Source organism: Cyclobacterium xiamenense (genome assembly GCF_009467825.1).
Lineage (GTDB): Bacteria > Bacteroidota > Bacteroidia > Cytophagales > Cyclobacteriaceae > Cyclobacterium > Cyclobacterium xiamenense.
This window is the reverse complement of the sequence record NZ_WIOK01000053.1, coordinates 1-11,996: the sequence shown is the minus strand read 5'-3', so window position 1 is coordinate 11,996 and position 11,996 is coordinate 1. Positions and strand designations below refer to the sequence as shown.

Here is an 11,996-nt window from a genome sequence, read left to right as displayed (position 1 = left end):
CTTAATTGTTTAATCGATTGGTGCTCGTTGTAGAGTATGTTTAACCATTCCCTGCGACTCTTCGTCCTTTTAAACCATGTTCGAAATTGGTATCACGATCGGTTTCCCATCAGTTAACCAAAAAGTGCTCATCTTTGAAGTAAGTGTCTGTAAAACAATATTATGCAAATAACTGGAAACCATGTACGAAAATGTTTAATCGGTTAAGTGCTTAATTGTTTAATCGATTGGTGCTCGTTGTAGAGTATGTTTAACCATTCCCTGCGACTCTTCGTCCTTTTAAACCATGTTCGAAATTGGTATCACGATCGATTTCCCATCAGTTAACCAATTAACCAGTTAAACAATTAAACCTTTTCAAAACAACACTAACGACATAAATTCACCCCCCGAATGAATCAACCCGACCCGCAACGGCCGCCGGTGGCTGTACCCGAGGAGGAGCTTATCGATGTGAAAGACCTGCTGCTGCAAGTCTGGCGCATCTGGCCCTATATCCTGCTTTCTCTGGGCATCACCCTGACCCTGGCCTACCTGCTGATCCGCTATACCGTACCGGTGTACCAGGTCTCTTCCAAGTTTTTTGTCAAAGAAAAAGAAAGCCCCCTCTCCGGTATTTTTGAAACCGCCGGCCTGGGTATGATGGGTCAGGACGAAATGGTGCTGGGCAACCAAATGATCATCCTCAAATCCCGCCCCATCGCCGCAGCCGCCCTGGACCGCCTGGCCTTCGACGTGGAGTACCTGCAGGAAGACGTATTCGTCCAAAAAGAACTGTACCGCAATACCCCCATCGCCGTGGAGGTGGACTGGATGCATCCCCAACTCAGCAACGGCCTGATCCGCATCCAATGGTCCGACCGGCAAACCTTTCGCTTGACATACGTGGACGCCGACTACACCCAGGCATTTCCGGATAACGAGTCCCGAAACATACTGGAAGACCCCGCTTCCCCTTCCCAGACCTTTCGCTTTGGGGACTGGGTGGAACTGCCCATGAACCGCTTTCGGGTGGCCCTGACCGGGGTAGAAGACGAAGGGGAACTGCTGATCCGCTTGCGCGACCGGCAGTCCCTGCTGGGCCACTATACCGGAGAAGACCTGAGCATTTCCCCCATGGACAAGCAGTCCACCATCCTGCAGCTAACCCTCAAAACCGAAACCCCGGCCAAGGGCAGGGATTACCTGAATACGCTGCAGGAGGTCTACCTGGAAAACGAGCTGCAGGAAAAAAACACCATGGCCACCAATACCATCGACTTTATCGATGCCCAGCTGGTGGTGCTGTCCGATTCTCTGCTCTACATCGAAAACCGCCTGGAAAATTTCCGCTCCAATAACGCCACCTACGATATCAGCTCGGAAGGTTCGGCCATTTTCGAGCAACTCAAGGAGCTGGAAACCGAACTGGCCCAGCAGCAATTCAAGCGCTCCTATTACCAGCAGCTGCAGCGCTACCTGCAGCGGGAGGATTACACCCAGATCGTGGTGCCCTCCGGTCTGGGCATCGAGGATCCCATCCTAAGCACCCTGATCGAAAACCTGCTGGAGCTGCAGGCCGAAAAGTCCATGCACGCCTCCGTGCTCACCGAGATTGCTCCCCCGGTACGAGAGGTAAACCTTAAGATCGCGGACATGAACCGCTCCATTCTGGAGCTGCTGGAAAACGTGGACCAAAACGCCCAACTGCTGATTCGCGACCTGGAAGAGCGCATCGCCCGGATCGAGTCCACCTTTGGCAGCCTGCCCCAGACGGAGCAAAACCTGCTGCGCATCCAGCGGGAGTTTGCGCTCAATGAGGAACTGTATACCTTTCTGTTGGAGCGCCGCGCTGAGGCCGCCATCACCCGGGCCTCCAATACCCCCAGCAACAAAATCATCGAAACCGCCCTGGTCAATCCCGATCCCATCAGCCCCAAAAAGGCCCTGACCTTTTTGATTGCCCTGATTTTGGGTGGGGTGATTCCCGTGGGCATCAGCATGGGGCGCAACTTCTTCAATACCAAAATCAAGGACGCGAAAGAGCTGGAAAAAAAATCCCAGCTTTCGCTGCTGACCAGCATCAACCAAAGCCAGGAAAAGGACAACCTGGTGGTGCTGCAGCACCCCCGTTCCGGGGTCACGGAGGCCTTTCGCTCCCTGCGGGCCAACCTGAACTTTATCCTGCCCAAGGAGCGGTCCTCCGTGATCATGATTACCTCCAGCATTTCCGGGGAGGGCAAGACCTTTAGCAGCATCAACTTGGCTTCGGTTTATGCGCTAAGTGGCAAAAGGACGCTGCTGATCGGCTGCGACCTGCGCAAGCCCAAGATTTTCGAAGATTTTGGACTCAAAAACAAGCAGGGCCTGTCTACCTACCTGAGTGGACAGGAATCCGATACCGAAGCCATTCTGCAGGCCACCGCCTACGAACACCTGGATATCATTGCCTCCGGGCCCATTCCGCCCAATCCGGCCGAGCTGCTGATTACCGACCGCTTTGCCCAGCTGCTGCAGCAAATGCGGGAGCGCTACGAGGTCATCATTCTGGATACTCCCCCCGTAGGCCTGGTCTCCGAATCCCTGGACCTGCTGCAGCTGGCCGATGCCTGCCTCTTTGTGGTGCGCTACAACTACAGCCAAAAAGTCTTTATCGAGCATATCAATGCCTTAAAAAAACAGCAACTCCTCAACAAAGCCTACCTGATCTTTAACGGAGTGGAGAAAAAAGCCTACCGGTATGGGTATGGGTACGGTTATGGCTACGGCTACGGGTATTATGCCGAAGATGCGGAAGAGAAAAAGTCCTGGAAAAAGTGGCTCGGGAGGGGCTGAGCTGAGATGATTTTTTAAGAAAATTTGTATCTTTAATGAAAACAACGAAAAAATGGGCTTAGCGTTGACCAATAAGACGATCGATAAATACTTTGGATTTCTCTCGAGATTAGACAATGGATCTAAAAAGAAACTAATTATTAAGCTGACTGAATCCATTGAAGAAAAAGGTAAATCAGACGTAAGCCTCAAGGATTTGTCTGGTGAATGGGAAGATTCCAGAGATTCTGATGAGATTATTAAAGAAATTAGAAATTCAAGAGTGAATAAACAAGATGATATTGAATTGCAATGAATTACCTTCTTGACACAAATATATGCATGCATTTTTTTCGTGGAAAGTTTGGAGTAACGAATAGACTTGAAGCAGTTAAAGCTGAAAATTGTGCTATTTCTGAAATCACATTAGCTGAACTTGTATTCGGAGCAGAGAATAGTAAAAACCCTGAAAAGAACCACCGCCTTATTGAACAGTTCATTGAGTTGGTAGCAGTTCTCCCAATTTATGATTCAATCATGACGTATGGAAAAGAAAAAGCCAGATTAAGAAAAACGGGAATAATGATTAGCGATTTGGACTTATTCATTGGGTGCACGGCAATTGAAAATGACTTGATCATGGTGACTGAAAACCAAAGCGAATTTGACAGGATTTTTGGGATAAAACTTGAAAATTGGGTGGACAGAACGAAATAACCTGAGTTCGATTCGATATAAGGTTTATGGTACTGAATATCAAAAAAAAACAAAAAATCTAAAATCATGTGCGCAATTGTTTAATCGTTGGTTTTCGATTTTAAAGACTGATTTAACAAGACGAGCTACTATTCGAATCAAGAAACTAGAACGAAAACAAACAATCGAACGATTCCACATCAATTAACCAAAAACAAAAAGTGCCCGTCTTTGAAGTAATTGCATTTAATTTAGAATGTGCTCATAATTGAAAACCAGGTACGAAATTGTTTAATCGCTTAATCGGTTAATTGTTTAATTGTTAGGTTTTCGATTTTAAAGACTGATTAAACAAGAGGAGATACTATTCGAATTAAGAAACTAGAACAAAAACAAACAATCGAACGATTCCACTTCAATTAACCAGTTAACCAATTAACCAGTTAACCTCTTAAAGACCAGTTAACCAATTAAACAAAAAGTGCTCGTCTTTGAAGTAATTGCATATAAATTAAGATTGTACTAATAATTGAAAACCAGGTACGAAATTGTTTAATCGCTTAATTGTTTAATTGTTGGTTTCTCGTTTTTGAAGTCTGATTTGACAAGTCGAGCTACTATTCGAATTAAGAAACTATAACGAAAACAAACAATCGAACGATTCCCCTTCAGTTAACCAGTTAACCAATTAACCAGTTAACCCCTTACAGACCAGTTAACCAATTAAACTTTTTCAAACCCAGTTAACCAATTAACCCTTTAAATTTACGATACCATTATCCTGGACACCCCTCCCAGCAGGCTTGGTTTCCGAATCCCTGGACCTGCTCCAACTGGCCGATGCCTGCCTCTTTGTGGTACGCTACAATTACAGCCAAAAGCTCTTTATCGAGCCTATCAATGCCTTAAAAAAACAGCAACTCCTCAACAAAGCCTACCTGATCTTTAACGGAGTGGAGAAAAAAGCCTACCGCTACGGCTATGGCTATGGCTACGGCTACTATGGCGAAGATCAGGAAGAGAAGAAGTCGTGGAAAAAGTGGACAGGGAGCTAGTGGGGGTACGTTCGTTTTTTAAGTCCAGAAATTTATACCGAGTCAATACAGGTACAAGCATTTGAAAACAAGTTAGGTAAAAACGTTATTTATTGAATTGGGTGCTTGATTGATAAGTTTTGAATTTATAATAATTTGAATGTTAAAAATCTTTTTGAATAAAAATATCCAGCAGCTTCGATATTTAGACACCTTTTTTCTTAAAACACAACCTATATTAAGCCGAAAAAATTAAGATTGAATTATTGATTAGGTACCTAATTCAATAATTTTAATTGAATTGAAAAGTAGTTTAATAAGCCTTTACGAAATGGATATCAATATTGTAAATTGTTTCATCTAGAGGGAAAAATTGGAGTTCTATTTTTGGGAAAGTATTCTTGAAATAAGACTCCATTTGAGGCCCTCTAGACTAATGCTTAGTTATTTACTAGTAGCCTAATTCGAAATTAGAAAAAGTTAGCTTTAATTATAGGTTGTGAGATTAAACTACATGTGCTTAAAGAAAGAATAAAACAACTTTTAAACAGAGATTCTGAGGGATTTATAAAAGGGGGGCTTTGGATTATTTTAAGTGCGGGCTTTTCCAAATTTGTTCTTCTGGTTTCCAGCATTATTTCGTCAAATTTACTTGGAAGTATTAAATTCGGTGAATTTTCTATTATACGGTCATCAATTAATTTATTTATTGTTGTGTCAACAATTGGGCTTGGTATAACTAGTACAAAGTTTATTTCTCAAAATAAAGAAAAACGAAAGAGATACACTGAAGGATCAATTGTCGCGATTAAATTATTTTCATATATCGTTACTGGTGTTTTAGTTTGTGTCTTAATCTTATTGTCCAACGATATTTCCGAAAATGCATTAAAGGCTCCGCATTTGACAAATGAACTTGTATTTGGGTCTATTATTTTATTTTTTGCTTCTGTTAATGGTGTTCAAAATGGTATATTGTTAGGATTTAAAGACTACAGAAATTTATCAATTAATCTAGTTTTATCCTCTCTGATTGAGCTGTTGTTTGTTACGATTGGTGTTTATTGGTTGGAAGTAAAAGGAGGAATTATTGGTGTAGGAATCGGCTTTTTAGTATTATATTTTTTAAACAAACGATCGATAAAAAAAAGATGTTTTGATTTTGGTTTAACTTTAAGTTATTCTCGTTTTAGGTTTAAAATGTTAAATAGAATTTTAAGTTTTGGAATTCCAGCTGCATTATCATCATTTCTTGTTGTTCCTGTTTTCTGGTATATAAAGACTATGCTTATAAAATATGATGGATATCAAAATTTAGCATTGTTTGAAATATCGGACCAATGGAGAAATTTAATATTGTTTATACCGCTCAATATAGGAAAACTTATTTTACCCAGCTTATCAAGCAATGAAATCCAACAGGATATATACAAGTTTAGACAAATATTTAATAAATCGATACAAATTAATCTAATTTTCACCAGTGTTTCTTTTATTTCGCTTTTTTATTCGGCTCCCTACATATTAAATCTTTATGGTAATGAATATTTAGACTCAACCCCTTTGGTAATTCTTGCACTTTCTACAGTCTTTAGTTCCATATCAAACATCTATGGACAAGTTATTGCTGCGAAATCTAAAATGTGGTTTGGGTTTCTCTTTAACTTGATTTGGGCTACAGTGTTGATTTTTGCAGTGAATTTTTTTTTACAAAATGAATATGGAGTTCTCGCTCTCAGTCTTGGAATCCTGATTTCATATTTTATTCACTTCGTTCTCCAATTTTTTTATTTTAAAAGGTTGTTAATTTAGGGAGGACGTGTTAGCCATATTAGTTAATATATTTAGTTTTGGACTAATTTCATATTTTATATATTTGGAATTTAGACGTAACAATGGGACGATAATATATTTTTTTCTATCGGTACAATTTTTTGTTATGATTCCTCTTCTTTATGATTCGTTTTACTTTTATTTGTACGGTAGGGAATACCTTTCTTTGCTAAATGATGTCAACTATAAACTGCTCTCAGACTATTACATACTTGATTTTGATTTAATTTTGGAATCAGGTTTGTTTATGATTTTGTCTGTATCAATATTATACGTTGCATATTTGTTTACACTAAAGAAATCTATTTCATTTTATAATATTTCGCCCAACTATTTTTTGTCGGATTTCTACTATGCGTTCTTCTCTATTTTCGCTATCGCTAGTTTTTTTTACCTCTATGGATTTCATCCGGAAAAAATTGGGTTCGGGTATCGGCACAATATTTCAACAAATAAATTTATTTTGTTTTTTCACAATTTATTCTTAATAGCTTCAATCTCGGGCATTTTGAAAAAACTTGTTGCTAGAAAATATTTTCAAATGTTTTTGTTATCTCTTCCAATAATAACAGTTGCTGTTTTTACTTTGTCTAGAGCACTTTTTATTTCTGTTCCATTTATTTTAATATATTTTTCGTTAAATAATCTTAGGAGTAATTTATTTAAAATATTTTTATACATAATTATCTTTTCTGTTGGTTTTATCTTTCTTTTTTCTTTTATCCGTTCGTCGGACCTGAGTTCTTATCCGTTAGCACGTGATATTAGTATTTTTGATTATTATTACTCGTTAAAGAATTATGATGAGCTTAATACCAATTTTTCAAATCTTTTTAGACTACTTCTTACTGGGTTGCCGTTCAATGACTATTTTACTGGGTTTGTTTACGATATAAATTATAAGTTAGCGGACTTCAGGATTCGGAATGGTTGGGGCTCATTGCATCCAACATTCTTTGGTTGGATATTTATTGATGGAGGTTGGTACGGACTAGTTTATTGTATATTTTTTGGGGTCATAATTGGCTTGTTCGACAGATTATCTAAATCATTGCCCCATAAGCTTAGTGTTTTGTTTCTTCCTTTTCAATTATCCTTTATTCCTGTTTTAGTTAGAGGATCTGTTCAATATGCTTATTCTAATATTATTTACATATTTATTGTTTTTGTTTTAGTTTACTTCATTCAAAAAAGACGTTTTATATTTGGTAAGATATGAAATATTTAATAATTATTAAAAACACTTTAGACCGATCTGTTCCTATTTTGAATGTTGGTTTGTCTTTGGCGAAAGAGAATAGTAATACGGTCTATATAGCTTGCTATGGAGTGAGTGTTGAACTATTTGGGTTTCTTGAAAAATTTAATAATTTAGTTGTTATTAATCTGTGTATTAATGAAAGAAAAGTTTATTATCCACATTTTAATATGTTTTATACTTTATACATATGGTTGCGTTTTCGTTTTAAGGTAAAAGAAGTTATTCGAAATTATGAATTTGATTTAATATATTTGGGTTCAGCTGATACAGCAATTTCATTACGTGGTTTATTTTATAAATTGAAATATATTATTCATTTGAGGGAGTATTATGCTGGTTTTGGTTTTTACATGAGTTTGTTGAGAAAACCGTTAAAGCTAGCCTATAAAGTTGTTGTTCCTGAAGAAAATAGAGCATTCTTATACTATAACCATTTTAAGTTAAAAGAGATACCGATAATTATACCAAACAAACCTTTCTTTCATCCTAGAAAAAAGCAAAATATTGATTTCCTTGAGGGTTCCTTAATTGAGGTATTGTGTGGGAAAAGATTTTTTATTTATCAAGGTCCTTTGAGGATGGAAAGGGACTTAAGTAGGCTTCTCGAAGTTTTTAAAAATATTCAGGAGTTTAATATTGTTTTACTTGGTAAGGATATGGGTATGCTTTCAAAGTATAAGGCAATTAATCCCGAATTAATACATATTGATTTTATTCCGCCACCATTTCATTTGGCAATTACTAGCTATGCTTATGGAGGTATTATAACATATGACTTTGAGAGCCTTAATACTATTTATTGTGCGCCTAACAAAATTTGGGAATATTCGGGTTTTTCAATTCCTATGCTCTGTAATCAAAATTTGGGATTAAAATTTTCAGTTGGTTTATTCAATGCCGCGGTGTTTGCGGATTTTAATGATGTAGATTCAATTTACGGTGGAGTTAAAAGTTTAATAGATAATTATTCGGCGCTTTCTGAAAATAGTACACGTTTTTTTGAATCGTTTGATTATGTAAAAGAGGTCCAAGGAAATATTAGATAAATTTTATTAATATGGTTATACGAAAATATTCAATTGATTTGTTCTGGTTTCTTTTTAAACGTCCGATCTTTATTTTTTCCTATCCGAAGTCCGGTTCGACATTGGTCAGGTTATTTATATTTAATTTATTTCGTATTAGGGATAATAAGGAGATTTCGTTTTCGCACGACGAATTAAATTATTTTATGCCTGAATTTGGGAAGGGTACCTTTTTCAGAGCCGATAGATACCGTTTTCTTAAATCTCATAGAATATTTTTTCCCACCCTATTTAAACATCTTATTGTTATTAGAAATCCCTTCGATTCGTTATGTTCATATTTTGAGTATAACAAAAGAATTGATTCAAATTTTTCGCTCGACATAAATTCATTTTTGTTGTCAAAAAAGGGTATTAATTTTTATTCTCAACATCTCAAGTTAGCGTCAAGGTCGAATGGATTAGTTATTGTTTACGAGGATTTCATTGAGAATAAGGTGGCTTTTATAAAAGGCTTATTTGAATTTTTATCTTTTAGTTATACAGAGGATGAAGTAGATAAATTAGTCAAAGGAATTGATAGAAATAAACAAATATTGATTGAGAGTAGATCCGGGCTTGGCGAGGTTAAGAACTTTAGTAAGGAAAAAAACTATGATAGATATAAGGAATTAATTTCTGGTGAAAATCTAAAAGTGATAGAATCTCTTGACATTCTGTTTTGTGAACTCCGGGATAGAAAAACTAATATTTAGATCATATTTATGAAGGTGTTATTTTTCGGTCCTTTGCCTCCTCCTGTAACTGGACAATCATCGTCTTTTCAATTGGTTTATGGCCTATTTTCTGTGAATGGATTTCTTTGTAATTCTACGAAATTTGGCCAGCGAAAGGTTCTTAATACCCTTTATTGTTTAATCAAACTTACCTATTTGTTTGTGTTTTGTAAGTTTAAAATAGTTTATTTTACATCTACTAGGAGTCATTCGGGGTTTTTAAAAGATTCGTATTTACTTTTTTTATCAAGGGTTTGGGGCAAGAAAGTAATTAATCATTTACACGGTGCGGATTTCCTATCTTTTTTCAATAGTTCAAAGTTTCTAAAGCCCATAATCCGATTTTTTTATTCCAGCATCTATCGTTCTATTGTTTTGCTTCCTTCTATGGTCAATGAGTTTAATGATTTTAATAACATGAAAGTGTCGACAATTGCAAACTGTTACCCAGTGAATTTTGATAGCTGGAAGTGTGAATTTCCAAAAAAGCCTCAACTTTTGTACTTTTCAAATTTAATGGAATCAAAGGGCATTTTGTTTTTCCTTGATTCGTTAAAAGATATTCTTTCTGCCTTTCCTAATGTGGATGTTAAAATTGCTGGTGCTTTTATGGGAGACCATTTGTCTGTTAAGAGACGAATACAAGATCAATTCTTCGAAAGACTCGATTACCTCGAGAAAATGTTTCCCGGTAAGGTGGACTACCTTGGTGAATTATTTGGCGAGGAAAAAATTAAGGTTCTTAGTGAAAGCTCCGTTTTTGTACTTCCGACTTTTTACCCGACAGAGGCTTTTCCGATTACTATAATAGAAGCGATGCGTATGGGAAATGCAGTTATAACCTGTGATCACAATTATCTCGCAGAGATTATTACAGAAAGAAACGGGTTTGTTATTCCCACTCATTGTTCGAAAAGTATTGCTGAAAAGGTATGTTTACTTTTTTCTGACGAGGATCTTTTATTAAAAATCCAAGAAAATAATATCCGTGAAGCCTCAGAAAAATACAGTCCTGGTATTTTTTTTAATAAATTGGAACGTGCTATTTTTTATTAGGTAAAGATGATTTCGGTTATTACGGTTTGTTTTAATAGTGAGAAAATTATCTTGGATTGCCTTAGCTCATCTTCTAATCAGCTGTTCCGAAATTTTGAGCACATAGTCATTGATGGTAAATCTTCAGACAGTACTGTTTCGCTTCTTGACAACGCATCTCTAATAAATTTGCGATGGATGAGTGAACCAGATAGTGGTCTGTACGATGCCATGAACAAAGGCATCCGCATGGCCACCTGCGATGTGGTGGGTATTTTAAATTCGGATGACGTGTTTTACGACGAGCAGGTGTTGGCTAAAGTGGCGCAGGCATTCGAGGAAGAGCCGGAGCTGGATGCGGTGATCGGGGACATTGTATTCGTAAAAGAAGACGATCTGAACCAGGTGGTACGTAAATATTCGGCTAAAAACTGGAAACCGTCTAAATTCGCCTGGGGCTACATGCCCCCCCATCCTTCTTTTTTTGTCCGCAGGGAATGGTTCGAGAAGCTGGGGTATTACAAGACGGATTACAAGATCGCGGCGGATTACGAGCTGTTAATCCGATTCTTGCTAAAAGGGGGGCTGCGCTGGAAATACCTGCCCCTTACCACCACCAAAATGCGCATGGGCGGCCTCAGCACCCGGGGCATCCAAAGCCTCCTGACCCTAAATAGGGAAATCTATCGTGCCTGCAAGGAAAACGATGTCTACACCAATTACGCCATGATCTATTCGAAGTACCTGTTTAAGCCTTTTGAGTTTATTTTTAAGTAGGTTTAGTATTCGTTTTTGGAATTTTTCCCATCGTATACAAAACGTTTTGGTATTCAAATTTTATTATCGTTACTGGTTAATTGCTTAATCGGTTATTTGTTTAATCGGAGGGAGCTCGTAAAAGAGAAAAGTTGTTTACCATCGGAAAAATATTCGAATCAGAAAACAGGTGTCAAAATGGAGTTCCGAACGGAAACCTGTCAATTAACCAATTAAACAGTTAATCAATTACCCCATCAGCATAGTAACAAATCACCACAGCTCCAAATCATATTATCGAATCATCCCACCATCAAATCATCATCACAGGCGCCTCCGGCTTTGTAGGTCAAAACCTACAACGCCACCTGAAGGATAAGCCCTGGAAAGCTCTCAGCAGAAATCCTTCCGGCACCGATTTGTCCTATGCCGAATTCTGGAAGCAAAATGACTTGTCCTTTCGCCATTACATCCACCTGGCAGGAAAAGCGCATGATCTGAAGAAGACTGCCGATGAACAAGAATACTGGGAGGCCAATTACGAGCTTACCCGCAAGCTGTACGATCGCTTTCTGAAAGATCCCGCTGCCGAAACCTTTGTTTTTATCAGCAGCGTCAAGGCCTGTGCCGATCGGGTGGACGGTTGGCTTACGGAAGAAACACCCTGTGCTCCGGAAACCGTCTACGGCAAGTCCAAGCGAAAAGCAGAGGAATACCTGTTGGCACATCCGGCCCCCGGCAAGCGGGTCTATATCCTGCGTCCCTGCATGATCCATGGTCCGGGAAA

General features: G+C 38.3%; 11 protein-coding genes. All 11 read left to right on the top strand.

Going from position 1 to position 11,996, the window contains the following annotated elements; genetic code table 11:
- Positions 1–393: 393 nt before the first annotated feature.
- A complete protein-coding gene (locus tag GCU44_RS22225; RefSeq protein ID WP_154859596.1) occupies positions 394–2,814 on the top strand; it encodes a polysaccharide biosynthesis tyrosine autokinase in 2,421 nt (806 codons plus the stop codon).
- Between the two features lie 52 nt (positions 2,815–2,866).
- Positions 2,867–3,109, top strand: coding sequence for a hypothetical protein (locus GCU44_RS22220; RefSeq protein WP_154859595.1), 243 nt, complete (start codon positions 2,867–2,869; stop codon positions 3,107–3,109).
- Positions 3,106–3,510, top strand: a complete 405-nt coding sequence (locus GCU44_RS22215; RefSeq protein WP_154859594.1) for a type II toxin-antitoxin system VapC family toxin — start codon at positions 3,106–3,108, stop codon at positions 3,508–3,510. Before GCU44_RS22220 ends, GCU44_RS22215 begins: the two co-directional genes overlap by 4 nt.
- A 782-nt stretch (positions 3,511–4,292) precedes the next feature.
- Positions 4,293–4,544, top strand: coding sequence for a hypothetical protein (locus GCU44_RS22210; RefSeq protein WP_154859593.1), 252 nt, complete (start codon positions 4,293–4,295; stop codon positions 4,542–4,544).
- 495 nt (positions 4,545–5,039) lie between these two features.
- A complete protein-coding gene (locus GCU44_RS22205; protein ID WP_161994005.1) occupies positions 5,040–6,335 on the top strand; it encodes an oligosaccharide flippase family protein in 1,296 nt (431 codons plus the stop codon).
- A gap of 529 nt (positions 6,336–6,864) precedes the next feature.
- Complete coding sequence (locus GCU44_RS22200; protein WP_154859591.1) at positions 6,865–7,575, top strand: hypothetical protein; 711 nt, start codon at positions 6,865–6,867, stop codon at positions 7,573–7,575.
- Positions 7,572–8,663: a glycosyltransferase family protein gene (locus tag GCU44_RS22195; protein WP_154859590.1), complete on the top strand. Its 1,092-nt coding sequence runs from the start codon at positions 7,572–7,574 to the stop codon at positions 8,661–8,663. Before GCU44_RS22200 ends, GCU44_RS22195 begins: the two co-directional genes overlap by 4 nt.
- 11 nt (positions 8,664–8,674) lie before the next feature.
- Positions 8,675–9,397, top strand: coding sequence for a sulfotransferase domain-containing protein (locus GCU44_RS22190; protein WP_154859589.1), 723 nt, complete (start codon positions 8,675–8,677; stop codon positions 9,395–9,397).
- 471 nt (positions 9,398–9,868) lie between these two features.
- On the top strand, positions 9,869–10,474 hold the full coding sequence (locus GCU44_RS23040; protein ID WP_161994004.1) for a glycosyltransferase family 4 protein: 606 nt from the start codon (positions 9,869–9,871) through the stop codon (positions 10,472–10,474).
- Between the two features lie 6 nt (positions 10,475–10,480).
- Entirely contained in the window at positions 10,481–11,230 is a 750-nt protein-coding gene (locus GCU44_RS22180; protein WP_154859587.1) for a glycosyltransferase family 2 protein, read from the top strand.
- A 251-nt stretch (positions 11,231–11,481) separates the two neighbouring features.
- Positions 11,482–11,996 (top strand): NAD-dependent epimerase/dehydratase family protein (locus GCU44_RS22175; protein WP_317175355.1); only part of this gene is annotated, 515 nt, incomplete at its 3' end.

Bases quoted from the DNA above. Each gene is read 5' to 3' on its own strand.
- GCU44_RS22225 (WP_154859596.1), top strand. From the start codon at position 394: ATGAATCAACCCGACCCGCAACGGCCGCCGGTGGCTGTACCCGAGGAG.
- GCU44_RS22220 (WP_154859595.1), top strand. From the start codon at position 2,867: ATGGGCTTAGCGTTGACCAATAAGACGATCGATAAATACTTTGGATTT.
- GCU44_RS22215 (WP_154859594.1), top strand. From the start codon at position 3,106: ATGAATTACCTTCTTGACACAAATATATGCATGCATTTTTTTCGTGGA.
- GCU44_RS22195 (WP_154859590.1), top strand. From the start codon at position 7,572: ATGAAATATTTAATAATTATTAAAAACACTTTAGACCGATCTGTTCCT.
- GCU44_RS22190 (WP_154859589.1), top strand. From the start codon at position 8,675: ATGGTTATACGAAAATATTCAATTGATTTGTTCTGGTTTCTTTTTAAA.
- GCU44_RS22180 (WP_154859587.1), top strand. From the start codon at position 10,481: ATGATTTCGGTTATTACGGTTTGTTTTAATAGTGAGAAAATTATCTTG.